The following is a 22,959-nucleotide window of genomic DNA, read 5'->3' on the forward strand; positions in this document are numbered from 1 at the left end:
GGTGGTCGGGTCCTTTCGGGCGGGCGGTTCAGGTACGACGGGCGGGCGCGGACCCGGGCGCGGACCCGGACGCGGAGGGCGGCGGGAAGGGGCCGGGAACGCAGGCTGAGCCGGGGAGGGGACTGGGGCCGGGGCCGGGGACGGGGACGGTGAGGCGTTCGGCGGCGGTGGCCGCGTCCCGGTCGGCGGCGGCCCGGCAGGACGGGCAGTTCCCGGCCAGGTGGGTGTCGACGAGGGCGGGGAACGCGCGCAGCAGGCTGCCGGCGATGCCCGCGGCGGCGTCGAGGAGTCCGCAGGCCCCGCGACCGGGCAGCCCGGCGGCCCAGCGAGTGAGGTTCGCGACGGCACCGTCGGGGGCACGGCCGGCGGCCAGGGCGCCGAGGGTGTCACGCACGGCACCCGACCCGGCGACGCAGACGCCGCACTGGCGGGCGCTCTCGGCCGCGAGGTGGGCGGCCGCGTCGGCCGCCGTGCTCACGGGGCAGTCGTCCGGGCCGAGGAACCGGATCGCGGCGCAGCCGAGCGCGGTACCGGCCTCGGCGAGCCGGTCCGGGTCGACCGGCAGGTCCAGCGCCCCTTCGCCGACGAGGCCGCCGAACAGCCCGCCCATGAGCGCGGCACGGGCGTCCCGGGTTCCCTGCGCCCGGGCGAGCCGGCGCAGGGTGGTGCCGTAGGGCGCTTCGGTGAGCAGGGGTTCGGTGCCCGCGGGGCCGGCCAGGGTGAGCAGGGTGGTCCGGGCGATCCGGTGCCGCCGGTCGGGCCGGGCAGCGATCAGGGCGATGCGGGCGAGGCTCTCGACGTTGGCGACGAGGGTGGGTTCACCGCCGACGCCGCTCTGGTACGGACGCGGTGGTTTCGCCAGGGGCAGGGCGGGGCCGCCGTCGATCCGCCGCACCACGGCGCTCTCCTCGCCCGCCACGTACGTGTGGCCGGTCTCGACGACCTCGACGGTGTCGAGGGGGGACGCCGGGGCGCGCTCGGCGAGGGCACCGCGTACACGCTCGGCGGCCACGGGATCGGCGACGTACACGTATCCGTGCCGGGCGCCGGTGATCGAGGCGGCGCGGGCGAGCCCGTCGAGCACGAGGTGCGGGCGGGCGCGCAGCAGCCAGCGGTCCTTCACCGAGCCCGGTTCGCCCTCCTCGCCGTTGGCGACCACGACCGGGGCGCCGCCCGCGTCGCGTACGGCGGCCAGCTTCGTGGCGGCGGGGAAGGCCGCCCCGCCGCGGCCGCGCAGGCCGGCGTCGGCGAGGTGCGCGAGCAGTTCGCCGGGGGTGTCGTCGGCGCGCTGCCGGTAGCCGCCGGTGTCGAGGTAGGCGGTCAGGCTCTCCACGGCGCCCGGGGACGCTCCGAGGACCGTGCCGGCCGGTTCCGCCGGTTCCACCGTGCTCGTCGGTTCCGGCGGTTTCACCGTGCTCGTCGGTTCCGGCGGTTCCGCCAGGAGGGAGCGGACGCGGGTCGGCCCGGTGGTGACGGGTCGTGCGGTGGTCGTCATGGGCGTTCTCCGGCGGGAGGCATGGGCGTGGGAGCTGGGGAAGGGCCGGCGTCCGGTCCGGCCGCGGGCGCGTCGCACGGTCCGCGCAGCCGGCGCACCGCGGTCTCCAGTGCCTCGCGCTGGCGCGACGTACGGGCGTAGCCGGTGCCGGGCAGGCCGATGAGCATGTGGTGGTGGTCGAGGATCACCTCGCCCGCCAGCAGCGCGGCCGCACGGTCCCCGTGCCGCGTACCGTCGGCGACCGAGGTGACGAGGTCGGTGACCTCGGCGAGGTACCGCAGCCAGCCGCGTTGGCCGCCGTGCAGGATGAGCCGTTGCACACGGCGCCGTTCCGTGCCGGGGTGGACGGGCGGACGGCGCAGGGCCGCGACACTCGCGGGCAGTTCCCGCTCCGGTTCGGGTGTGAGACCGAGCCAGACCAGACTCCGACGACCGCTCATGCGTGCCTCCGGGGAGAGGGGTGGGAGGGGCCCGGCGTCACCAGCCGGGCGGGGGTGCCACGAGCAGGCGTGCGGTGCCTGGGGCACGGGTGCGGTGCCTGGGGCACGGGTGCGGTGCCTGGGGCACGCTGTGGGGTGCTCGGAGCTCGGGTGGGGTGCCTGGGACAGGCGTGGGGTGCCCGGACACCGGCGGGCACTCGACGGCGGGGACGTCGGCGGCGGCCGTCCATCGGGCCTTCCTCCGACCCCCATGACACTAACTAACTGATTAGTCAGTGTGCAACCCTTGACATGGACCACCCTCACTCGCAATCTGACTAATCAATCAGTCAGCGCTGAGCCGCCTCGTCCGCTGGAGTCAGCCGATGCACCCTGAAGCCACCGCCGTACCTCCCCTCGCCCCCGAGGACGACCATCCCGGTCAGGCCCTGGCCGCCCGCTATTACACCGATCCCGGGGTGGCCGAGGCCGAGACCCGGCACATCTTCGCCCGGTCCTGGCAGCTGGTCTGCCACGAGTCCGACCTGCCCGGCCCCGGCGCCCGGCTCACCGCCACCGCCGCGGGCCGCGAGGTCCTGGTCGTACGCACCGAGGACGGCGGCCTGGCCGCCCACCTCAACGTCTGCCGCCACCGCGGCACCCGCCTGGTGTCCGCACCCGAGCCGGAGGGCAAGGCCATCCGCTGCCCGTACCACGGCTGGACGTACAAGCTCGACGGCCGCCTCGTGGGCGCGCCGGAGGCCCGCCAGATCCCCTGCCTGGACAAACCGAAACTCGGACTGTTCCCGGTCCGCGTCGAGTCGTTCCTCGGGTTCGTCTTCGTCAACCACGACCCGGACGCCGTGCCGCTGGCCGAGCAGTGCGCCGGGCTCGCCGAGGCCGTCGGCCACTACGCGGGCACCGACCTGGTCCCCGTCGGGCGCGGCCGCATCCACGACCTGGACGGCGCCGAGGTCCAGCAGGCCAACTGGAAGGTGGCCGTCGACAACTACCTCGAGGGCTACCACGTCCCGGTCGCGCACCCGGGCCTGATGCGCCTGCTCGACTACCAGGGCTACACCTGCGAGACCGACGAGTCGTACGCGCTGTTCGCCTCGCCGCTGCGGGACAAGCCGTCGTCGAACTGGCCCGAGCGCCTCTACCAGCGGATCGCCGCTCCCATGCCGGGCCTCAAGGAGGCCGACCGCCGGGTGTGGAGGTACGCGGTGATCTATCCGAACACACTCATCGACTTCTACCCCGACCATGTGCTTGCCTGGACCGCGATCCCCACCGGGGTCGACCGCGTGGCCGTCCCCGGTGCCTTCTACACCCGGCGGGGCACCTCGCTGCGCACCCGTCTCGCGCGGCGGCTCAACATCCACATCGGCTGGATCACCAACGACGAGGACGCCGAGCTCGTGGCCCGCGTACAGAAAGGACTCACGACGCCCGGGTTCGAACCGGGCCCGCTCTCGCGGCGCGAGGCGGCGGTCGGCTGGTTCGCCGGCCGGGTGAGGTCGGATCTCGCCGGCGCCCCCGACGGCGAGCTGCCCTGAGCCCTTCGTACCGCCCGCTCCCTCCCGTTCCTCGTTCCCCGCTCCCCCTTCCCGCTCCCGCCTTCCCGTTCGGCTCCTCCGCCCGGCTCCGGCGCCCGGCCTCCCCACCCGGTGCCTCCGTCACAGGCCGGCCGCAACGCCTCCCCTCCCCCGCTTCCCCGCTTCCCCGCTCAGAGTCCGTTCCGCCCGGACCCCACGGAGAGGACCATCGATGTCCCCCGAGGCACCCACCCCACCCCCGCCCCACCGACACCTGTCCCGCCGATCCCTGCTGCGCACCGGAACCGCGGCGGCGATCGGCCTCGGGCTCGGCACGGCCGCCACCGGCTGCGGGTTCACGTCCGCCGGCGTCGCCGCCCAGGAGGCCGACGACGAACCCATCGAGATGAAGATCGACGGCGATCTCGTCTACTTCAACTGGGCCGACTTCGTCGATCCGGCGGTCTTCGCCGGTTTCGAGAAGGAGTACGGCGTCAAGGTCGTCCAGTCGAACTTCGACTCGATGGAGGGCATGGTCGCCAAGCTCAACGCCGGCAACCGGTACGACATCGTCTTCCCCACCGCGAAGTGGGCGCAGCGGCTCGTCCAGGGGCACCGGCTGCGCCGTATCGACCGCACGCGCCTGCGCAACGCGGATGCCGTCTTCGGCGCCTACGACTACTTCTCCGACCCCTGGTACGACCCGGGGTCGGAGCACACGCTGCCGTTCACGATGTACAAGACGGGCATCGGGTGGCGCAAGGACAAGATCGGCGACTCGCTGTCCGGTTCGTGGGAGGACCTGTGGTCGTCCCGCGTCAAGGGCCGGGTGTTCGTGCTGGACGACCGTGACGAGGTCCTCGGCCTGGCGGCGCTCAAGCTGGGTCTGGCCGTCTCGACCTCCGACCCCGGCGACCTCGGGGACATCACCGACACCCTGCGCTCCCTGCGCCCGAACCTGCGCGGGTTCTCCAGCGACAGCTACAACAACCTGCTCACCGGCAACGCGGTGATGACGCAGGCGTGGAGCGGTGACATGGCCGCGATGCTGAACCAGGCGAAGGACCCGTCGGTGTTCGGCTTCGAGGTGGCGAAGGAGGGCGCGCCGATCAACTCGGACTGCTACGCCATTCCGTCCGACGCCCCGCACCCCGGCACTGCGATGATGTTCATCGACTACATGCTCCGGCCCGAGAACGCGCGCCGGAACATCGAGTACATCGGTTATCCCATGCCGGTGGCCGGCACCGAGGACACGTACGCCGCCCTGGTCGAGCCCTTCCCGATGTGCGTGGTCGGGGCGGACGAGCTGAGGGACGAACTCTACTTCCGCAACAGCGACGCCGGGGGCGAACGCGCCCGTGATGCCGCCTGGACCCGTGTGAAAGCCGGCTGACGCCATGGCACCGCAGAACGTCTCCCGTCCCGCACCGCACTCCGACCCACCACACCCCGATCCACAACACACCGATCCACCACACTCCGCCCCGCCGGCCGCCGATCCACAACGCAACGATCCCCGGCCCGCCGGGACACAGCGCCCCTCCCCCGTCGCCGGCCGGCGCCTGTGGGCCTGGCTGATGCTGCCCGGCATCCTGTGGATGGCCGCGTTCCTCGTCGGCTCGCTGGTCCTGGTCGCCATGCTGGCCTTCGGCACCACCGACCCCCTCGGCAATCCGCGCTTCGGGTTCAACCCGGAGAACATCGCCGCCCTCGCCGAGCCCGCCTACCGTTCGGTGCTGCTCCGCTCCCTCGGGTACGCGCTGCTGACCTGCCTGATCTGCCTGCTGGTGGCGTATCCGGTCGCGTACGCGATCGCCCTGCACGGCGGCCGGTTCAAGACGCTGCTGATCGCGGCGATCGTGGTGCCGTTCTTCGCCAACTACCTGGTGCGCATGTACGGGTGGTCGGTGGTGCTGTCGGACGACGGGCCGCTGCTGCGGGCGTTGCGCGCGGTGGGGCTGGCGGACGACGGCACGCGGATCCTCCAGACCGGCGGGGGCGTCGTCGCCGGTCTCGTCTACGGCTTCGTCGTCTTCATGATCATTCCGTTGTACGCCGCGCTGGAGCGGATGGACGTCTCGCTGATCGAGGCGGGCCGTGACCTGTACGGAGGTCCGCTGCGGACCTTCTTCCACGTGACGCTGCCCGCGACCCGGCAGGGCGCGGCGGCGGGGTGCGTCCTCGTGTTCCTGCCCGCCATGGGCGACTTCGTCAGCGCGCAGCTGTTGGGAGGCCCCGACCAGATCATGATCGGCAACCTGATCCAGGACAAGTTCTTCCAGGGCCAGAACTGGCCGCTCGGTTCGGCGCTGACGATGCTGATGATGGCGGTGCTGTTCCTGGGGATGCTGGGCTACCTCCGGCGGGCCCGCAAGGACGAGGCGGGGGCGGTCCGATGACGCTCCGTACCGAGGGAGCCCGGCGGGCGCGCCGCGGCACCGACCGCAGGCCGCGGTTCGCCCTGGCCGTCACCGTCGCGTTCTTCGCGCTGCTGTACCTGCCGATCGGCGTGGTGGTGCTCTTCTCGTTCAACTCGCAGAAGTCGCTGACGGTCTTCAAGGACTTCAGTTCGCGCTGGTACGAGGCGTTCTTCCGGGACCAGTTGCTGCTGGACTCCCTCGGCATGAGCCTGCAGGTGTCCCTGGTGGCGACGGCCGGCTCGCTGGTCCTCGGTGTGGCGCTGGCACTGGGGCTGGTGCGGTCGCGGGACCGGCTGGGCTCGCTCGCCGGCCTGATCATGCTCATTCCGCTCATCACGCCGGAGATCGTCACCGGGGTCGCGGCGATGCTGCTGTTCAAGGGGATGGGGGTGCCGCTGTCCACCGGCACGGTGATGCTGGCGGAGATCACGTTCTCCATCTCGTACGTGACGGTGATCCTGCGCTCCCGGATCGCCGCGCTCAATCCGGAGGTGGAGGAGGCGGCGATGGACCTGGGCGCCACGCGCTGGCAGGCGTTGCGGCTGGTGACGCTGCCGGCGCTGCTGCCCAGCATCCTCGCGTCCGCCGTGCTGATCTTCGCCCTGGTCTTCGACGACTTCGTGCTGGCGTACTTCACCACGGGCGTCGATCCGCAGCCGCTGTCCGTGCGCATCTATTCGGCGATCCGCTTCGGCGTGCAGCCCACCATCAACGCGGTCGGCACCCTCATGCTGTTCGGTTCGATCGCCCTCATCGCCCTCGCGCTGTTCATCCCCAGGCTGTTCGGCCGGCGCGGCGGCATCGATCTCCTCTCCGGGAAGTGATACCCGTGACCACCACGACGACTTCGAAGGCGGCCGCGGCCGGTGCGGGCGGCGGCGCGCCCGCGGTGCGGCTGGACGACATCTGCAAGCGCTACGGCGACTCCCACGCCGTGCGGGACCTCAGTCTGGACATCGACGGCGGTGAGTTCTTCTCGCTCCTCGGGCCGTCGGGCTGCGGCAAGACGACCTCGCTGCGCATGATCGGCGGCTTCACCACCCCGACGCAGGGGCGGATCCTGCTGAACGGTGACGACGTCACGGGTCTGCCGCCGGACAGGCGCGACGTGAACACGGTGTTCCAGAGCTACGCCCTCTTCGACCACCTGTCGGTCGCCGACAACGTGGCCTTCGGGCTGAAGCGCAAGGGCGTGGGGCGGGCCGAGATACGTGAGCGGGTGGGCGCGATGCTGGAACGCGTCCAGCTGTCCGGCCTGGCCGGCCGCAAGCCCGCCACGCTGTCCGGCGGTCAGCGTCAGCGGGTGGCCCTGGCCCGGGCGCTGGTCAACCGGCCGCAGGTGCTGCTGCTGGACGAGCCGCTCGCCGCGCTCGACCTGAAACTGCGGCGGCAGATGCAGGTGGAGCTGAAGCAGATCCAGCGGGAGATCGGCATCACGTTCGTGTTCGTCACGCACGACCAGGACGAGGCACTGACCATGTCGGACCGGGTGTGCGTGATGAACGACGGTCACGTGCAGCAGTGCGGCACGCCCGAGGACGTGTACGAGCGGCCGTCCAACACCTTCGTCGCCTCGTTCATGGGCACCTCCAACCTGGTGCCGGGCACCTACCGGGCCGGCGAGGTGGTGATGGACGGGGGCCCGGCGCTGCCGGTGGGGCCGCGCGCGGGAGTCGGCGAGGGCAGCCGGGTGAGCGTCGCGATCCGGCCGGAGAAGATCTGGCTGTCCGACCTGACGGCGGACATGGCGCGGGTGACCGGGACGGTCAGGGAGACCGTGTACTCCGGTCCGACCACGACCTATCTGATCGAACTGACCCCCGGTGTCACGGTGTCGGTGCTGGAGCAGAACACCGACCGGTCCCGGATGGAGGACCGGTGGTGCGGTGGGGAGAGCGTCGAGATCGGCTGGCGCCCGGAGCACTGCCTGGTGCTGGACTGAGGCCCTGCCCGGCCCTCCGCACGCAGCACCGCCGCGCGCGCCCCTGTGGCCCGCGCCCTCAGAGAAGGAACGTGTCCCCATGCACCATGACGTGATCGTGCTCGGCGCCGGGCTGGCCGGGCTCGCGGCCGCCCGGGACCTCGCGGCGGGTGGCGCCGACGTGCTCGTCGTCGAGGCCCGCGACCGGGTCGGCGGCCGGGTCGAGCAGACCGCCCTGCCGGACGGCCGGCTCGTCCAGCTCGGCGGGGAGGTGGTGGGCCGGGCCCACACGGCCTACCTCCGGCTCGCCGGGGAGCTGGGCCTCACCCTCGTCCCCAGTTACGTCGCCGAGCCCGGCGCCATCGCCCGGGCGACCCCGGAGGGGGTCTCGGCCGGTGACCCGCCGCACTGGTTCGCCCCCGGCGACGACTCCTGCCACCGGCGGGTCACCGCGGCCTTCGCGGCGCTCGCCCGGACCGTCGACCCCGACGACCCCTGGCACCACCCGGACGCCGCCGCACTCGACCGGGTCGGCGTGGGCGACTGGCTGCGGTCCGAGGGCGCCACGCCCGGAGTCGTACGGCTGTGGGAGATCGGCCAACTCGCCCTGGCGAGCGGGTCGTACGAGCGGACCAGTCTGCTGTCCGCGCTGCGCAAGCACGCGGCGGTGCCCGGCGGAGCCGGCGACGGGGTGAGCGAGCACTACGACTACGAGGACTGGGAGGGGCTGCGGGTCGCCGAGGGGTCGGCGACCGTGGCCCTGCGCATGTCCGGTGAACTCGGCGACCGTGTCCGGCTGGGCGCCGTCGTCGAAGCCGTCGACGTCCGGCGCGGCGAGGGGTGCGCGGTGCGCCTGGCCGGCGGTGAGACCCTCGGCTGCGGTGCCGTGGTGAGCGCCCTGCCGGTGGGGCCGCTCCGGTCGGTGCGGGTCAGCGGGGTGTCCGACGAGCGGCTCGCCTCGCTGCACCGGCAGCGCCAGGCCGTCGCGGCGAAGTTCGTCGCCGCGTACGACAAGCCGTTCTGGCGCGCGTCGGGACACAACGGCCTCTCCGAGTGCGAGGGGGTGCTGGGCAGCACCTGGCCGCAGAACGAGGGCGTCCTGTCCGCCCTCGTGCCGCCCGAGCGCTACGGCACCCTGCTGGGCGTCCCGCCGGGACTCAGGGAGCGTGAACTGCTCGGTGACGTCGCCCGCCTCTACGGTGACGACGCGCACGCCCCCCTCCACACCTGGACGCGGATGTGGGGCACCGACCCGTGGACGCAGGGGTACGTGACGCAGTGGACGCCCGGCGACGTGACGGCGGTCGGCCCGCTGCACGGAACGCACGAGCCGCCGTTCTACGTGTGCGGCTCCGACCAGTGGGTCGCCGGCTACATGGAGGGCGCGGTGCGCACCGGGCGGGCCGCCGCGAAGGAGGCGCTGCGCCGTGGCTGAACGACTTCCGGAGGTGCTGAACCACATCGGTGGCCGGGACGCCCCCGCCACCACGGGCGCGACGATGCGGCTCGTCGATCCCGTCACCGGCCTCTCCCGCAGGTCCGCGCCCCTGTCCGGCGGCCCCGACGTCGACGCGGCGTGCGCGGCGGCGGCCGCGGCGTACGAGGGCTGGGCGGTGACGACGCCCGCCGAGCGGCAGCGGGCGCTGCTGCGCGTCGCCGACGCGATCGAGGACCGCGCGGACGAGCTGGTGGCGGCGGAGACCGCCGACACCGGCAAGCCCGCGGCGCTGTTCCGCGCGGACGAACTGCCCGCGATCACGGACACGGTACGGTTCTTCGCCGGCGCGGCGCGGAACCTGCCGGGGGCCGCGGCCGGCGAGTACACCGAGGGGCGCACCTCGATGCTGCGCCGGGAGCCGGTCGGTGTGTGCGCGCAGATCACGCCGTGGAACTACCCGCTGATGATGGCGGTGTGGAAGATCGCACCCGCGCTCGCGGCCGGCAACACCAGTGTGCTGAAGCCGGCGGACAGCACACCGTCGTCGGCCGCGCTGCTGGCCCGGATCGCGGCGGAGCACCTGCCGCCCGGTGTGCTGAACGTGGTGTGCGGCGACCGTGACACCGGCCGCGCGCTGGTCGGGCATCCGGCGGCCCGGCTGGTGGCGGTGACGGGCAGTGTGCGGGCGGGGCGTGAGATCGCCACGGCGGCCGCCGCCGACCTCAAGCGCGTCCACCTCGAACTCGGCGGCAACGCGCCGGTCGTCGTGCACGCCGACGCCGACGTGGCCGCCGCCGCGGAGCAGCTCGCTCGGGTCGCGTACTACAACGCGGGCCAGGACTGCACCGCGCCCACCCGTTTGCTGGTGCACCGTGACGTGCACGACGCGTTCGTCGACGCGTTCCGTGCCGAGGCCGCGGGGGTGCGCCCGGGCGTCGACTTCGGGCCGCTGAACAACGCCGGGCAGTTGGCGTCGGTGGAGGGGCTGCTGGCCCGTCTGCCCGCGCACGCCACGGTGGTGCTGGGAGGTACGGCGCCGGACGGGCCGGGGTTCTTCCACGGGGCCACGGTGGTCACCGGCGTACGGCAGGACGACGAGATCGTGCAGGAGGAGATCTTCGGCCCGGTGGTGACGGTCCAGGCGTTCGCCGACGAGGAGGAGGCGCTGCGGCTGGCGAACGACACGCGGTTCGGGCTCGCCGCCGGGGTGTGGACGGCCGACCACGACCGTGCCATGAGGGCGACGCGGGCGCTGCGCACGGGGATCGTGTGGGTGAACACCCACGGCACGACGGTGTCGGAGATGCCGCACGGCGGGGTGAAGCACTCCGGCTACGGCAGTGACCTGTCGATGGCGGGCCTGCTGGACTACACGCAGGTCAAGCATGTGATGTTGTGACCGGCGGGCGGCGAGGTGGGCCCTCGGCGCCGGGCCGCCGGGCCGGATGACCGTCTTGTCGAACATCGGCGCGCTCGTACCGGTACGCCGGAATTCCAGCTCTAGGCTGCACGGGTCGGGAAACGCCGAGCTGGAAAGCGCAGGACGTCATGCTTGCCGTCACCGTCATCGCGGGCATTCTGTTCACCTGGACCGTCCTGTCGCACCGGCTGGCGCGCTGGAGCATCACCGCGCCGATCGCGATGATGGTGGCCGGTATCGCCCTGACCGGCGGTGAGGATCCGCCGCTGCTGTTCGACTTCGACACGGCGGCCTTCGAGCACGCGGTGGAAGTGGTCCTCGCGCTGCTCCTCTTCGTCGACGCCACCGAGGCTCCCCAAGGGGTGATCCGCCGGGAGAAGGGGCTGGTCGCCCGGCTGGTCGGCGGCGCGCTGCCCCTCACGCTGGGCGCCGCGTTCCTCACGGCGCTCGCCTTCTTCCCCGACCAGCCCGGCTGGATCCTGGCCGCGCTGGCGACGGTGGTCGTCCCGCTGGACCTGGCCCCCACGGCGGCCGTCGTCCGCGACCGGCGGATCCCGTCGCGCCTGCGTGACGTGCTCAACGTGGAGGGCGGCCTCAACGACGGCATCGTCTCGCCGGTGTTCCTGCTCTGCATCGCCGCCGCGGCCGAGTCGCACGCCAAGAGCTCCGACTACGCGGAGGCGCTCCTGGAGGCGGTCGTGGCGGCGGGCTGGGCCCTCGGCGCCGGATCGGCGATCGGCTACGTGGCCGGCTGGGTGCTGCGCCGGTCGTGGGCGCACGGATGGACGCAGCGTTCGGCGACGCGACTCGGCGTCCTGACGGTGCCGATCGCCGCGTACACCCTGTCCGTGGCCCTCGGCGGCAACGGGTTCGTCGCCTCGTTCGTCGCCGGGGTCTGCCTGGCGCCTTCGATGCGGCACCTCCCCGAGGACGCGGTGGAGACCACCGACGACATGGTCGCGCTGTTGTGCCTCGGACTGTGGTTCGTCTTCGGTCAGATGGTGAACAACGAGTTCTGGGACGGGTTCCACCTCTCCGTCATCCTGTACGCCGCCGCCGCGCTCACCGTGGTCCGCATCGTTCCCGTGCTGCTGGTGCTCGCGGGTACGGGGATGAGGACGCGGGACAAGCTGTTCCTGGGGTGGATGGGGCCCCGGGGCGTGACCTCGGTGGTGTTCGGCCTCCTGGCGTTCATCGAGCTGCCCGACCACAGTGGCAATTTCATCGTCCGGGTGATGGTGATCACGGTCATGATGAGCATCGTGCTGCACGGCCTGAGCGCCGAACCCATCGCCCGCGCCTACGCCCGCGGCCCCTCCGGGGACCCGAAGGCCACCACCGGGGCCGGAACCTGACGTCCGGCGCCACCAGCGGGGTAGGTTCGGCGCACATGATCCGATTCCGTTCGGCGCCGAGGAGGGAACACCGTGGTGACGCAGGCGGCACGCGACCGGGAAGCGGCCGGGGAGGAAGATCGGCGCGGCCGCCGAGTGTTGCATCCTGGAGCGGAGCGTCCCGCCCCTGTGCGCCCGCCGCGCCGCCCACACGACGAGGAGGACCCCATGAACGCCGCCGAGACCGGACGGCAGCAGCTCGACGCGGTCAGCGTCCTGAACGCGAAGCAGACGCTCCTCCAGCTGCTCGCCCGTGCGGGGGTCTACTCCGGCGACGCGGAGGAGCTGATCGGGCTCGTCGAGGCCGGTGCCCTCACCCTGGCGCACAAGGAGATCGGCGCGGTCGGGCGGGACGCTCCGGCGGAGAAGGGCGAGCCCTACGCGTCCGGCTGGCTCGACTGCGCCCGGACCGTCACCGGGGTGCTGGGCGACCTGGCCGAGGAGGCGCTGCGGAACGCCGTCGACGCCGCGTCGGAGACGTCGCCCGAAACCCGTCCACCCGTGCGGAAGATGCAGGTGGAGCGCGCGAAGGTGGCGGTGATGCCGCTGTACCTCACGTTCTCCGACGTCTCCGACCTCGACCCCGAGGTGTCCGAGCAGGTGCTCACCGCCGTCCTCGGCACCATGAACTCCCGGGAGCGGGCCGGGTACGCGGGCCTGCTGGCGGAGTTCGCCTCGGCCAACCGCGTACGCCTGGAGCGGCTGTACGCGGCGTACGGGCCGGGCAGCGCGATCGCCATCCATGGCCGCTACTCCCTCGTCCACTCCCCCACGAGCGTCGCCGTGCTGGAACGGCTGGTCCGGGCGCCGTCGGCGCTGCGGGAGGAGTGGGACGCCGCCGAACTGCCGCCCGCCTGGCTGGAGGGGCTGGTCACGGCCTGGGGCTGACCGGGGCGCCGGGGGCGGCGGCGCGCAGTTCGCGGGCGAAGCGGCGGACGGCGTCGGTGAAGGCGGCGGGTTCGTCGAAGTTCGCGAGGTGCCGTGCCCGCGGGACCAGTTCGACGCGCGCGTCCGGGTGGGCGCGGGCGAACTCCCGTTCCCCGGAGCGGAACACGGTGTCCTTCTCGCCGTTCAGGATCAGCACCGGGGCCGCCACGTGGCGCATCGCGGTGGCGTCGAAGCGTCCTAGCACCTCGCCCCAGGCGGCGGGCAGGGTGTGGAAGGCGTAGCCGGAGCGGATGGTCGCGTCGACCACCTCCGGGGGGTACAGCCGCCGCAGCATCCGGTCGTTCCACCGGGTCAGCCGCTCCGCGGGGACGCGCGGCACCAGCCCGGCGACCCAGCGGTACGGCGCCGCCCACGCCCCGCGGGTGGACGCGCTGGCTCCCGCGAGGACCAGGCCGCGCAGCTGCTCCGGGTGGCGCCGCGCGAACTCCAGCGCGGCGTACCCGCCCAGCGAGTGCCCGACGACCAGCGCCGGACCGCACCCGAGCGACTCCACCGCCGAGGAGATGACCCGTGTCGCGGCGCTCAGGCTCCACGGCTCCGACGCGCGGGTCCCGTGCCCCGGCAGGTCGACCGCGGTCACCGGGAACTCCTCGCCCAGCGCGGCCAGTTGCGGGCTCCACTGGCCCGCGCTGAACCGCGTCCCGTGCACGAAGACCATGGGCAGTGCGTCCGCTGTCGTCATCGGTTCCCCCCGTGGAACGGTCGTCGGCCGAACGGTCGTGGGCGCCGACTCTACCGGGGCGGTACTAGGCCGCCCGACCGCCCGTGCCTGCGCCCGTGTTTGTGCTGTGCCTGCGCCTGTGCCTGTGCCTGTGCCCGTGCCCGTGCCCGTGCGCGTGCCCGTGCCCGTCAGGGTGATCCTTCGGGCCAGCCCAGGGGGTACGCGGCGGTGGCGTCGGCGACGCTCGGTTCGCCGCCCGCCTCGGTGAACGCCGTGAGCGCCGCGACGAGTGAGGAGCGCGCGGCGGGCCGCATCCGGGCCACGACCTTCGCGATCTCCTGCCGGCGCTTGGCCGTGACGTCGTCGACGAGCGCCCGGCCGGTGCCGGTGAGCTCCAGCACGGTCTCGCGCCGGTTGTCGGGGTTCACCCGGCGGGTGACGAGCCCGGCCGCGATCAGCCGGTCGACCATGCGCATGGCCGTGGACGGGTTGACGCCCAGCCGCTCGGCCAGGCTCACCAGTTTGGCGGAACCGTGGGTGGACAGCACCACGAGCAACCTGAACTGAGGCAGGGTCACCCGCTCCTCGGCCGCCGCGAGCGAGCGCGCCGAGATGGCCACCAGCAGCCGGGACGCCGTAAGCACGGCACGGGTCACCACGTCCACGTCGTCGGTCGCCGCAGGCGGCTGCTCACTGGCCATAACACCCTTTTTACCCTGTGCGCGGCGCCCACCCGTGCCACGCCCCCGGCAGGCGGGCCGGGTGACGCGCACCGTGCGGGGGACGGTTGAACACTTTCCGGCCCGCGTGCGTATTCCTCGTCGCGCGCCGTGCCAGCCGCATCACGAGCTCCCCGTGACATGTAGTGATCATTCTCCATGGCAAATCTGGGAGGCATTCATGCGTCCGAACCGACGCGCTCTTCGCCCCGTGTCCGGGCTGCGCCCGATCATGCTCATCGTCGTCGCGGTGGCGGCCATAGCCGCCCTGGTCGCGGCGGTACGCGTGACGGGCGGTGAGGCGGACGCCACCCCGGCCGTGGCCACCGCGGAGGACGGCGGCAGCGGCCACCACTCGGCGGCCGGGACGGAGGACACCGGCGGCCAGGCCGGTTCCGGCGCGCCGCAACCCATCACCGAGGTGGACAAGACCTTCCTGGTGGCGGTCCGGCAGGCCGGGCTGTGGGAGATTCCCGCGGGCCGGCTCGCCCAGACGCGCGCGTCCAGTGAGGCCGTCAAGCGGGCGGGCCTCCACCTCCTGGACGGGCACAGCAAGCTCGACCAGCTCGTCCGGGAGGACGCGGCCATCCTCGGCGTCACCCTCCCCAACGAGGCGACGGCCGAACAGCAGGGCTTCGTCAAGCAGATGGAGAACGCCGAGGGCGCGGAGTTCGACCGCATCTTCGCGAACCTGCTGCGCGCCTCGCACGGAAAGATCTTCGCGACGATCGCCGAGGTAAGGGCGGCCACGCAGAACGACCTCATCCGCCGCCACGCCCGCCAGGCGAACCAGACCGTCCTGGACCACATGGAGGTCCTCGAGGACACCGGGCTGGTCGACCGCGAGACCCTGGCTGAGGTGGAGGAGGCCGTGAAGCCGAAGTAGGACCGCCTCCTGCACCTCCGCGGCCGGGAGCGGCCGGCTTCCGCTCCCGGCCCTGGCACTCTCCATTGCATTGTGCAATCCTTCACCGCGAGGAGGGCCCGGCTTTGGTCGGCCTCTGCCACCGGGAGCTCGGCCCAGGCACGGTGACGCAGCTTCGCCGGCACGCCATCCATCGCCCGGCGCCCTCCTCGCCAGCGCGCGGGTACGCGCAGCCGGGTGGGGGCTTCGCCAGGCATGAAGGGGGCTTCGCGGGGCAGGCGGAGCGAGCCGCCCCACGGGCGGACCGGGACCGGGTCCCGGACGTGGGATCGCCCCCGAGCGGAAAGGGAAGCACCCGATGGCAGGGAGCAGCTCGCCCATTCTGAAGAAGATCACCGACACGGACCGGACCGTCGCCTCGGCCGACGAGGACGTGCGCGGCAGGAAGGTCAAGGACGCACAGGGCAACGATCTCGGTGAGGTCGCCGACCTCCTCGTCGACGAGGAGGAGGGCAGGGTACGGTTCCTGCTCGTCGAGCACGGCGGCTTCCTCGGGATCGGGGAGAAGAAGAGCTTCATCCCGGTCGACGCGGTGGCACGCGTCGACGAGGAGGAACTCTTCATCGACCAGTCGAAGGAACGCGTGGCGCAGGCGCCCGCGTACGACCCGGCGCTCGTCGAGGCGCGGTCGGAACCCGAGTACTACGACCAGGTGTACGCGCACTACGGCCTGATCCCGTTCTGGGGCGCCGGATACGTGCCGCCCGGCTTCCCCCACCAGCGCTGACCCTCCCCTTCGCCGGCCCGGACCGGATTCGGATTCGGGCCGGCTGGAACGGCACCAGCGGGCACGACGGCCGCCGCCGACTGAGTCGGCCGCGGCCGTCGCGTCACAGGCACCCCCGCCGACCGGAGGAGTGAGGGGGCGTCAGGCGCCGACGTACTCCGCCAGGTGCTCGCCGGTGAGGGTGGAGCGGGCGGCGACGAGGTCGGCGGGGGTGCCCTCGAAGACGATCCGGCCGCCGTCGTGACCGGCGCCGGGGCCGAGGTCGATGATCCAGTCGGCGTGCGCCATGACGGCCTGGTGGTGCTCGATGACGATGACCGACTTGCCGGAGTCGACGAGCCGGTCGAGCAGGCCGAGCAGCTGCTGGACGTCGGCGAGGTGCAGGCCGGTGGTCGGTTCGTCGAGGACGTACACGCCGCCCTTCTCCCCCATGTGCGTGGCCAGCTTCAACCGCTGCCGCTCACCGCCGGACAGCGTCGTCAGCGGCTGGCCGAGGGTGAGGTAGCCGAGGCCGACGTCCGCCATCCGCTCGACGATCTTGTGCGCGGCGGGGATCCGCGCCTCGCCCGCGCGGAAGAACTCCTCGGCCTCCGTCACCGACATCGCGAGCACCTCGCTGATGTCCCGGCCGCCGAGGTGGTACTCCAGCACTGAGGCGTCGAAGCGCCTGCCCTCGCAGTCCTCGCAGGTGGTGGCGACGCTCTGCATGATCGCCAGGTCGGTGTAGATGACACCGGCGCCGTTGCACGTGGGGCAGGCGCCCTCGGAGTTGGCGCTGAACAGGGCCGGCTTCACACCGTTGGCCTTGGCGAAGGCCTTGCGGATCGGGTCGGCCAGTCCGGTGTACGTCGCCGGGTTGCTGCGCCTGGAGCCGCGGATCGGGGTCTGGTCGACCGACACCACGCCCTCGTCGGTGGGGATCGAGCCGTGCACGAGCGAGCTCTTGCCGGAGCCGGCGACGCCGGTGACGACGGTCAGCACGCCGAGCGGGATGTCCACGTCGACGTTCTGGAGGTTGTTCGCGCTCGCGCCGCGGACGGGCAGCGTTCCGGTGGGCTTGCGGACCGTGTCCTTGAGGGTCGCGCGGTCGTCGAGATGCCGTCCGGTGACCGTGTCACTCTTCCGCAGCCCCTCCAGCGTGCCCTCGAAGCACACCGTGCCGCCCGCCGTTCCGGCGCCGGGGCCGAGGTCGACGACGTGGTCGGCGATGGCGATGGTCTCCGGCTTGTGCTCGACGACGAGCACCGTGTTGCCCTTGTCCCGCAGGCGCAGGAGCAGGTTGTTCATGCGCTGGATGTCGTGCGGGTGCAGGCCGACCGTCGGCTCGTCGAAGACGTAGGTGACGTCGGTGAGCGAGGAGCCGAGGTGCCGGATCATTTTGGTGCGCTGCGCCTCGCCGCCCGAGAGGGTGCCGGAGGCGCGGTCGAGCGAGAGGTAGCCGAGGCCGATCTCGACGAACGAGTCCAGGGTGTGCTGGAGCTTGCCGAGCAGCGGCGCCACCGACGGCTCCTTCAGGCCCCGGGCCCATTCGGCCAGGTCACGGATCTCCATGGCGCAGGCGTCGGCGATGCTGATCTTGCCGATCTTCGAGGAGCGGGCCGCCTCGCTGAGGCGGGTGCCGTCGCAGTCGGGGCACCGGGCGAAGGTGACCGCCCGGTCCACGAAGGCCCGGATGTGCGGCTGCATCGACTCGCGGTCCTTGGACAGGAAGCTCTTCTGGATCTTCGGGATCAGCCCTTCGTAGGTGAGGTTGACCCCGTTGATCTTGACCTTGGTCGGTTCGCGGTAGAGGAAGTCGTGCCGCTCCTTCTTGGTGTACTTCCGGATCGGCTTCTCCTTGTCGAAGAACCCCGAATCGATGATGACCCGGACCACCCACCCGTCCCCGGTGTAGGTGGGGATGGTGAACGGGTCCTCGGAGAGCGACTTCGAGTCGTCGAACAGCTGCGTGAGGTCGATGTCGGAGACCGTGCCCCGGCCCTCGCAGTGGGTGCACATGCCGCCCGTGCGGCTGAAGGTCACCTTCTCGGTCTTCGTCTTGTCGGCACCGCGGTCGACCGTGAGCCCGCCGCTCGCGGAGACCGAGGCCACGTTGAAGGAGTACGCGCTGGGCGGGCCGATGTGGGGCTTCCCGAGCCGGCTGAAGAGGATGCGCAGCATCGCGTTGGCGTCGGTGGCCGTGCCGACGGTGGAGCGGGGGTCGGAGCCCATCCGCTGCTGGTCCACGATGATCGCCGTCGTCAGGCCGTCCAGCACGTCGACCTCGGGCCGCGCCAGCGTCGGCATGAAGCCCTGGACGAAGGCGCTGTACGTCTCGTTGATCAGCCGCTGCGACTCCGCGGCGATCGTCTCGAACACCAGTGAGCTCTTGCCCGAGCCGGAGACCCCGGTGAACACCGTCAGCCGGCGCTTGGGAATCTCGATGCTGACGTCCTTGAGGTTGTTCTCGCGGGCGCCGTGCACGCGGATCAGATCATGGCTGTCGGCGACGTGCTGCCCGCTCGACTGCTGGTCCGTCCTCGTGGCCTTGCTCATCGTGTCTCCATCTGTTGGGCGGGGGTGGCGCGATGGTCGGGGGTGCGGGGGTGACCGGCCGGGGCCCGCACCCGGTGTCGGGCGCGGGCCCCGCGACGGTGGCGTCCCACGGCACCGTCGTCGTACGGCGCGGTGCCATGGTGGCCTGCGGCGGTGGTGGATCGCTCCAGCTTCGCTCCGGCTCGGCTCAGCTCGGATCCGGTCAGCTCAGATCAGCTCAGCTCCTGGATCCGGATCATGTTGCCGGCGGGGTCGCGGAAGGCGCAGTCGCGGACGCCGTAGGGCTGGTGGGTGGGCTCCTGGACGACCTCGGCCCCGCCGGCCTGCACCTTCTCGAAGGTCTTGTCGAGGTCGGGGGTGGCCAGGAGGATGCCGCCGTAGGTGCCCTTGGCCATCATCTCGGTGATGGTGGCGCGCTCCTCGTCGGTGATCCCGGGGTCGGCGGCGGGCGGCGTCAGGACGATGGAGGTCCCGGGCTGGCCGACCGGGCCGACGGTGAGCCAGCGCATGCCGCCGAATCCGACGTCGTTGCGGACCTCGAAGCCCAGGATGTCCCGGTAGAAGACCAGGGAGGCCTCGGGGTCGTCGTGCGGGAGGAAACTCGCGTTGATGGTGATGTCCATGTCCGTCACGCTACGTCCGGCGCGGTGGGCCGCGCTTCTCGATTCCTGACCGGTCTGGTGACCTGCTTCGCCACGCACGACGGCATCCCGGCCGTCGCCTCTGCCGCGAGGCTGCGGTAGGTGCTGGGCGGCATGCCGACCAGTTCGGTGAAACGGGTGCTGAACGTGCCCAGCGACTGGCAGCCGACCTCGAAGCACACGTCGGTGACGCTGAGGTCACCGCGGCGCAGCAGCGCCATCGCCCGTTCGATGCGCCGCGTCATCAGGTAGCTGTAGGGGGACTCGCCGTACGCCTGCCGGAACTCGCGGCTGAGGTGCCCGGCGGACATGTGCACGCCACGGGCGAGTGCCTCGACGTTCAGCGGTTGTGCGTACTCCCGGTCGATCCTGTCGCGGACGCGGCGCAGCTGGGCGAGGTGGCGCAGGCGCTGCGGGATCGCGAGGTCTTCGGTCGTCGAGCGGTCGTTTCGCACCCCCGTATTGTCCCGGACCGGTTCCCGGCCCGTCCACTCAAAAGGCGTAGCGGATGGTCAGCCACGGCGCGTGCTCGGCGACCAGCCGGCGTACGGTGCCGACCGCCTCGGCCTTGTCGGCGTTGCGGTAGCGCACGTTCCAGCTGCCGTTCTCGGAGCGTTTGGCCTGCTGGAGCTCGGGGCGCCAGAGGGCGTCCTCGGCGCGCGGGTGCCACGCCATGTTGACGTCGTGCAGGTCCCGGTTGTGCGTCAGCATGATCACCTCGGCGGCCGCCTGGTCCTTGACCGCCCGGGGCAGTACGTCGTCCATGTGCTGGAGCAGCTCCGCCCAGGCCTGCTCCCAGCCCGGCCTGATGACGACGGGAGAGAGGTTGAAGTGGACCTCGTATCCCGCCTCCAGGAAGTCGCCCGCGGCGGCGATCCGCCGCTCGACGGGGCTGGTCCGGATGTCGAGGAGCCGTGAGTCGTCCGGCGGCATGACGGAGAACCGGACGCGGGTCCTGCCGCGCGGGTCGAGGTCGAGGAGGTCGGGGTTGACGAACTTGGTGGCGAACGACGCCTTGGCGGTGGGCCAGCGGGTGAAGGCGTGGATGAGGTCGGCCGTGTTCTCGCTGATCAGCGCGTCGACCGAGCAGTCGTTGTTCTCCCCGATGTCGTAGACCCACGCGGCCGGGTCGCACTGGTTCGGCTCGCTCTTGGGGCCCTGCTCGGTGACGTGGCGCCGCAGCCGGGACACGATGCGTTCGATGTTGGTGAAGACGGTGATGGGGTTGGCGTAGCCCTTGCGGCGCGGCACGTAGCAGTAGGCGCAGGCCATGGCGCAGCCGTTCGCCGCCCCGGGGGCGATCCAGTCGGCGGACCTGCCGTTGGGTCGTACGGTGAGCGTCTTCTTCTCGCCCAGTACCAGGACGGTGCTCTTGACGCGCACCCAGCGTTCGGCGTTGCCCTTGTTGCCGTGCAGGTCCGGGATGCGCCAGTGGGAGTCGACCGGGACGACCTCGGCTTCGGGGTACGCCGCGAGGATCTGCCGCCCGCGCGGTGACGCCGCCGCCCCGGGCTCCGCGTGGATCTCCCGTACGGCCAGCATGCGGCGCGCCTCGGGAGAGTCCCGGAACCGCGGCTTCCCCGTCGCCCCGGCCGGTGTCTGTGTCGGCAGCTCGTCGAGACCGAACAGCGCGCCGTCGTCGGAGGGGCCGGCGAAGGGGCCGGCGGGACGTTCGCCAGGTCCGTCCGGGGGACCGTCCGTGGGGCCGTCCGTGGGCCCGGTCGAGGGGTGCGAGGGGGGCATGGCCTGCTCCGGGGGTCGATCGCGTCACCTCCAGCCTAGGTCGTGTCCGTAAAGTCTCGCCCGGCCCGGGAGCCCCGGGCCGGGCCGGGCGTGGCGGCTACCGCGTCCACACTCCCCCGCGCACGATGACCCGACCGCGCAGCTCGGCCTCGCCGCGCCAGGCGCGTACCGTCCGCGGCACGACGCACACGTACACGTAGGGCTTCTCCTTCCGGCGCGGGTCCCAGCCGAACTTGTCCGCGAACCCGTCTGCGCCTTCCGCGGGGACCTCCTGGGCCGTGAAGCACTCCGCCTCCCCCTGGAGGAGCACCACGTCGAAGGTGTCGGGCAGCGCCAGGCGGACGCGCGGCTCCTTCCGGAGGTTCCGGGCGGTCGCGGAGGTCGCCCCGGTGCACATCCATACCGCCCGCCCGTCCCAGGCGAACCACAGCGGCACCTGGTGCGGGCCGTGCTCGGGGTGGGCGGTCGACACCCAGATGTCCCGCTCCGCGGCGAGGCGTCGCAGCGTGTCGGCCGTCCGTTCGCGCACCCCGCGCAGGGCGGGCTCTCTGCTCTCCATGCACGCCGACCCTAGCCGTGCCCCCGCGCCGCCCGCATGGGCCGCAGGTCCTACTCCTCGCGCCCGAGTGGGCGTGTGACGCGCGGGCAGGTGGCGTGCGGAGGGGGCGGCGGCAGGTGAGGGATGGTGGACGGATGGAACAGTCGACGCAGGCCGGGCTCTTCACCCGCAGGTTCGGCCCTCCGCCGCGTGAGGGCGTCCCCAACGTGGTGCTGGTGCACGGGCTGGGGCTTTCGGGCCGGTACTTCGTGCCGCTCGCGCGGCGCCTCGCCGTGGGCGGGGCGACCGTGTTCGTACCGGACCTGCCGGGCAACGCGCGCTCGCGGGCCGCCGCGCGGCGGGCGCCCCGGGTCGGGGAGCTCGCCGGTGCCCTCACCCGCTGGCACCGGGGGCTGGGCGTCGGTCCGAGCCTGTTGGTGGCCAACTCGGTCGGGTGTCAGGTGGTCGCGGCGTTCGCCGCCCGCCAGCCGCACCTGGTGCGCCGCGTCGTGATGATCGGCCCGGCGCTCGAACCGGGTGCCGGCGGCTGGCGGCAGTGCGGGCGGCTCCTGGCTGACGCGCCGCGCGAACCGCTCTCGCTGCTCGGGGTCGCGGTGGCCGACTACCTGGTGACCGGCCCCTTCCGGTTCGTCGCGTCGTTCCGGCACGCACTGCGGGACGCGGCCGAGTCGTTCGAGGGGCATCTCGCCCGGGTCGCCGCGCCGACGCTCGTCGTACGGGGTGCCGGTGACACGATCGCCTCACGGGCCTGGACCCGGCGCGTGGCCCGCGTGGTCGGTGACGGCCGCACGGCGGAGATCCGGGGTGCCGCGCACGCGGCCCACTACAGCGCGCCCGCTGCCCTGGCCGCGCTGATCGAGGAGTTCACGTCAGGAGGGCGGGCATGAAGCCGACCGGAACGTCCGACCGTTCGCGGTCCCGGCGCCAGGACCGCCCGTCCCCGTGGCTGCGCGTCCTGCCGGGCATCTCGCCGGAGCGGCGGGGCTTCGTCCTCGCCTGGTGGGGTTTCGCCCTCACCTTCGGCGGGATGCGCCTGCTCACGTGGCTCATCCACATCGACGTGGCGGGCGTGGGCGACGTGCAGGCCGGTGGTGTCCACCTGCACCACTACGTGTGGGGCATCCTGCTGCTCGTGGCGGTGGGCGCGGGCGGGCTCGTCGAGCGCTCCGCGCGGGCGCGCGCGTGGCTGGGGCTCGCGTACGGGGTGGGGCTGGCGCTGGTCGTGGACGAGGCGGCGCTGCTCATCAGTCTCGAGGACGTGTACTGGGACACCGAGGGCGGGGTCAGCATCGCGCTCGCCATCGCGGTGATCGCCGTCGCGGGGGGCGTTCTCGCGGTGACCCGGGCACGGCGGCGCTTCCACGCGGGCGGCGGCGGCCGTGACGGGGGCGGGGGCCGGGGCTGACGGGTGGCCACAGGGCCCTCCACCGGCAGCCGGTGGAGGGCCCTGCGC

The 22,959-nt window shown here is 72.6% G+C and carries 22 protein-coding genes; 13 read left to right on the top strand and 9 right to left on the bottom strand.

Features of this window, described 5'->3' with window-relative positions; all coding sequences use genetic code 11:
• Positions 1-28 precede the first annotated feature (28 nt).
• Positions 29-1,495: an NADH-ubiquinone oxidoreductase-F iron-sulfur binding region domain-containing protein gene (locus EIZ62_RS01555; protein WP_156690910.1), complete on the bottom strand. Its 1,467-nt coding sequence runs from the start codon at positions 1,493-1,495 to the stop codon at positions 29-31.
• Positions 1,492-1,935: a hypothetical protein gene (locus tag EIZ62_RS01560; RefSeq protein WP_156690911.1), complete on the bottom strand. Its 444-nt coding sequence runs from the start codon at positions 1,933-1,935 to the stop codon at positions 1,492-1,494. Before EIZ62_RS01560 ends, EIZ62_RS01555 begins: the two co-directional genes overlap by 4 nt.
• A gap of 365 nt (positions 1,936-2,300) precedes the next feature.
• Here EIZ62_RS01560 and EIZ62_RS01565 point away from each other — a divergent pair, with 365 nt between their 5' ends.
• The 9 genes from EIZ62_RS01565 (at position 2,301) to EIZ62_RS01605 (ending at position 12,936) form a co-directional block, all read left to right on the top strand.
• Positions 2,301-3,473 (top strand): aromatic ring-hydroxylating oxygenase subunit alpha, encoded by a 1,173-nt coding sequence (locus tag EIZ62_RS01565; RefSeq protein WP_156690912.1) that lies wholly within the window; start codon positions 2,301-2,303, stop codon positions 3,471-3,473.
• A 211-nt stretch (positions 3,474-3,684) separates the two neighbouring features.
• Positions 3,685-4,848, top strand: a complete 1,164-nt coding sequence (locus tag EIZ62_RS01570) for a polyamine ABC transporter substrate-binding protein (protein ID WP_156690913.1) — start codon at positions 3,685-3,687, stop codon at positions 4,846-4,848.
• A gap of 4 nt (positions 4,849-4,852) precedes the next feature.
• Entirely contained in the window at positions 4,853-5,854 is a 1,002-nt protein-coding gene (locus tag EIZ62_RS01575) for an ABC transporter permease (RefSeq protein WP_244375353.1), read from the top strand.
• Positions 5,851-6,699 carry an ABC transporter permease gene (locus tag EIZ62_RS01580; protein WP_156690914.1) on the top strand — a complete coding sequence of 283 codons (849 nt, stop codon included), beginning with the start codon at positions 5,851-5,853 and terminating at the stop codon, positions 6,697-6,699. The genes EIZ62_RS01575 and EIZ62_RS01580 overlap by 4 nt, the downstream gene beginning before the upstream one ends.
• Positions 6,700-6,704: 5 nt before the next feature.
• On the top strand, positions 6,705-7,817 hold the full coding sequence (locus EIZ62_RS01585) for an ABC transporter ATP-binding protein (RefSeq protein ID WP_244375355.1): 1,113 nt from the start codon (positions 6,705-6,707) through the stop codon (positions 7,815-7,817).
• A 79-nt stretch (positions 7,818-7,896) separates the two neighbouring features.
• Positions 7,897-9,231 carry a flavin monoamine oxidase family protein gene (locus EIZ62_RS01590; protein ID WP_156690916.1) on the top strand — a complete coding sequence of 445 codons (1,335 nt, stop codon included), beginning with the start codon at positions 7,897-7,899 and terminating at the stop codon, positions 9,229-9,231.
• Positions 9,224-10,633, top strand: coding sequence for an aminobutyraldehyde dehydrogenase (locus EIZ62_RS01595; protein ID WP_156690917.1), 1,410 nt, complete (start codon positions 9,224-9,226; stop codon positions 10,631-10,633). The genes EIZ62_RS01590 and EIZ62_RS01595 overlap by 8 nt, the downstream gene beginning before the upstream one ends.
• Positions 10,634-10,782: 149 nt before the next feature.
• A complete protein-coding gene (locus tag EIZ62_RS01600; protein WP_156690918.1) occupies positions 10,783-12,009 on the top strand; it encodes a cation:proton antiporter in 1,227 nt (408 codons plus the stop codon).
• Positions 12,010-12,216: 207 nt separating this feature from the next.
• Positions 12,217-12,936, top strand: coding sequence for a hypothetical protein (locus EIZ62_RS01605; RefSeq protein ID WP_156690919.1), 720 nt, complete (start codon positions 12,217-12,219; stop codon positions 12,934-12,936).
• On the opposite strand, the gene EIZ62_RS01610 is transcribed toward EIZ62_RS01605, so the two are convergent.
• Together EIZ62_RS01610 and EIZ62_RS01615 are read right to left on the bottom strand one after the other, a co-directional pair.
• The gene (locus EIZ62_RS01610; protein WP_156690920.1) at positions 12,920-13,678 is read right to left on the bottom strand and encodes an alpha/beta fold hydrolase; all 759 of its coding nucleotides are present in this window, start codon (positions 13,676-13,678) and stop codon (positions 12,920-12,922) included. The genes EIZ62_RS01605 and EIZ62_RS01610 overlap by 17 nt on opposite strands.
• Before the next feature lie 167 nt (positions 13,679-13,845).
• Positions 13,846-14,358 carry a MarR family winged helix-turn-helix transcriptional regulator gene (locus EIZ62_RS01615; RefSeq protein ID WP_156690921.1) on the bottom strand — a complete coding sequence of 171 codons (513 nt, stop codon included), beginning with the start codon at positions 14,356-14,358 and terminating at the stop codon, positions 13,846-13,848.
• A 199-nt stretch (positions 14,359-14,557) separates the two neighbouring features.
• Between EIZ62_RS01615 and EIZ62_RS01620 the strand changes: the two genes are divergently transcribed.
• Both EIZ62_RS01620 and EIZ62_RS01625 read left to right on the top strand, forming a co-directional pair.
• Positions 14,558-15,262, top strand: a complete 705-nt coding sequence (locus tag EIZ62_RS01620; RefSeq protein WP_244375357.1) for a DUF4142 domain-containing protein — start codon at positions 14,558-14,560, stop codon at positions 15,260-15,262.
• A 337-nt stretch (positions 15,263-15,599) separates the two neighbouring features.
• A complete protein-coding gene (locus tag EIZ62_RS01625) occupies positions 15,600-16,028 on the top strand; it encodes a PRC-barrel domain-containing protein (protein WP_156690922.1) in 429 nt (142 codons plus the stop codon).
• A gap of 141 nt (positions 16,029-16,169) precedes the next feature.
• Here the strand turns inward: EIZ62_RS01625 and EIZ62_RS01630 are convergent, their stop codons facing one another.
• From EIZ62_RS01630 to EIZ62_RS01650, 5 genes are all read right to left on the bottom strand, one after another.
• Positions 16,170-18,563, bottom strand: a complete 2,394-nt coding sequence (locus EIZ62_RS01630) for an ATP-binding cassette domain-containing protein (protein ID WP_156690923.1) — start codon at positions 18,561-18,563, stop codon at positions 16,170-16,172.
• A 212-nt stretch (positions 18,564-18,775) separates the two neighbouring features.
• Positions 18,776-19,186, bottom strand: coding sequence for a VOC family protein (locus EIZ62_RS01635; RefSeq protein ID WP_156690924.1), 411 nt, complete (start codon positions 19,184-19,186; stop codon positions 18,776-18,778).
• Between the two features lie 5 nt (positions 19,187-19,191).
• Complete coding sequence (locus tag EIZ62_RS01640) at positions 19,192-19,659, bottom strand: helix-turn-helix transcriptional regulator (RefSeq protein ID WP_244375359.1); 468 nt, start codon at positions 19,657-19,659, stop codon at positions 19,192-19,194.
• Positions 19,660-19,696: 37 nt separating this feature from the next.
• Positions 19,697-20,947 carry a spore photoproduct lyase family protein gene (locus tag EIZ62_RS01645; RefSeq protein ID WP_156690925.1) on the bottom strand — a complete coding sequence of 417 codons (1,251 nt, stop codon included), beginning with the start codon at positions 20,945-20,947 and terminating at the stop codon, positions 19,697-19,699.
• A gap of 97 nt (positions 20,948-21,044) precedes the next feature.
• Complete coding sequence (locus EIZ62_RS01650; RefSeq protein ID WP_156690926.1) at positions 21,045-21,506, bottom strand: pyridoxamine 5'-phosphate oxidase family protein; 462 nt, start codon at positions 21,504-21,506, stop codon at positions 21,045-21,047.
• Positions 21,507-21,640: 134 nt separating this feature from the next.
• Between EIZ62_RS01650 and EIZ62_RS01655 the strand changes: the two genes are divergently transcribed.
• Together EIZ62_RS01655 and EIZ62_RS01660 are read left to right on the top strand one after the other, a co-directional pair.
• Positions 21,641-22,393, top strand: coding sequence for an alpha/beta fold hydrolase (locus EIZ62_RS01655; RefSeq protein ID WP_156690927.1), 753 nt, complete (start codon positions 21,641-21,643; stop codon positions 22,391-22,393).
• Entirely contained in the window at positions 22,390-22,911 is a 522-nt protein-coding gene (locus EIZ62_RS01660; protein ID WP_208827730.1) for a hypothetical protein, read from the top strand. The genes EIZ62_RS01655 and EIZ62_RS01660 overlap by 4 nt, the downstream gene beginning before the upstream one ends.
• Positions 22,912-22,959 lie beyond the last annotated feature (48 nt).

Origin of the sequence: Streptomyces ficellus (assembly GCF_009739905.1) — a bacterium.
GTDB classification, from domain to species: domain Bacteria; phylum Actinomycetota; class Actinomycetes; order Streptomycetales; family Streptomycetaceae; genus Streptomyces; species Streptomyces ficellus_A.

What these genes read in the sequence shown, in the direction of transcription:
- EIZ62_RS01555 (WP_156690910.1), bottom strand. Translation starts at nt 1,495, where the DNA reads ATGACGACCACCGCACGACCCGTCACCACCGGGCCGACCCGCGTCCGC.
- EIZ62_RS01560 (WP_156690911.1), bottom strand. Translation starts at nt 1,935, where the DNA reads ATGAGCGGTCGTCGGAGTCTGGTCTGGCTCGGTCTCACACCCGAACCG.
- EIZ62_RS01565 (WP_156690912.1), top strand. Translation starts at nt 2,301, where the DNA reads ATGCACCCTGAAGCCACCGCCGTACCTCCCCTCGCCCCCGAGGACGAC.
- EIZ62_RS01570 (WP_156690913.1), top strand. Translation starts at nt 3,685, where the DNA reads ATGTCCCCCGAGGCACCCACCCCACCCCCGCCCCACCGACACCTGTCC.
- EIZ62_RS01575 (WP_244375353.1), top strand. Translation starts at nt 4,853, where the DNA reads ATGGCACCGCAGAACGTCTCCCGTCCCGCACCGCACTCCGACCCACCA.
- EIZ62_RS01580 (WP_156690914.1), top strand. Translation starts at nt 5,851, where the DNA reads ATGACGCTCCGTACCGAGGGAGCCCGGCGGGCGCGCCGCGGCACCGAC.
- EIZ62_RS01590 (WP_156690916.1), top strand. Translation starts at nt 7,897, where the DNA reads ATGCACCATGACGTGATCGTGCTCGGCGCCGGGCTGGCCGGGCTCGCG.
- EIZ62_RS01600 (WP_156690918.1), top strand. Translation starts at nt 10,783, where the DNA reads ATGCTTGCCGTCACCGTCATCGCGGGCATTCTGTTCACCTGGACCGTC.
- EIZ62_RS01605 (WP_156690919.1), top strand. Translation starts at nt 12,217, where the DNA reads ATGAACGCCGCCGAGACCGGACGGCAGCAGCTCGACGCGGTCAGCGTC.
- EIZ62_RS01610 (WP_156690920.1), bottom strand. Translation starts at nt 13,678, where the DNA reads ATGACGACAGCGGACGCACTGCCCATGGTCTTCGTGCACGGGACGCGG.
- EIZ62_RS01615 (WP_156690921.1), bottom strand. Translation starts at nt 14,358, where the DNA reads ATGGCCAGTGAGCAGCCGCCTGCGGCGACCGACGACGTGGACGTGGTG.
- EIZ62_RS01620 (WP_244375357.1), top strand. Translation starts at nt 14,558, where the DNA reads ATGCGTCCGAACCGACGCGCTCTTCGCCCCGTGTCCGGGCTGCGCCCG.
- EIZ62_RS01625 (WP_156690922.1), top strand. Translation starts at nt 15,600, where the DNA reads ATGGCAGGGAGCAGCTCGCCCATTCTGAAGAAGATCACCGACACGGAC.
- EIZ62_RS01630 (WP_156690923.1), bottom strand. Translation starts at nt 18,563, where the DNA reads ATGAGCAAGGCCACGAGGACGGACCAGCAGTCGAGCGGGCAGCACGTC.
- EIZ62_RS01635 (WP_156690924.1), bottom strand. Translation starts at nt 19,186, where the DNA reads ATGGACATCACCATCAACGCGAGTTTCCTCCCGCACGACGACCCCGAG.
- EIZ62_RS01645 (WP_156690925.1), bottom strand. Translation starts at nt 20,947, where the DNA reads ATGCCCCCCTCGCACCCCTCGACCGGGCCCACGGACGGCCCCACGGAC.
- EIZ62_RS01650 (WP_156690926.1), bottom strand. Translation starts at nt 21,506, where the DNA reads ATGGAGAGCAGAGAGCCCGCCCTGCGCGGGGTGCGCGAACGGACGGCC.
- EIZ62_RS01655 (WP_156690927.1), top strand. Translation starts at nt 21,641, where the DNA reads ATGGAACAGTCGACGCAGGCCGGGCTCTTCACCCGCAGGTTCGGCCCT.
- EIZ62_RS01660 (WP_208827730.1), top strand. Translation starts at nt 22,390, where the DNA reads ATGAAGCCGACCGGAACGTCCGACCGTTCGCGGTCCCGGCGCCAGGAC.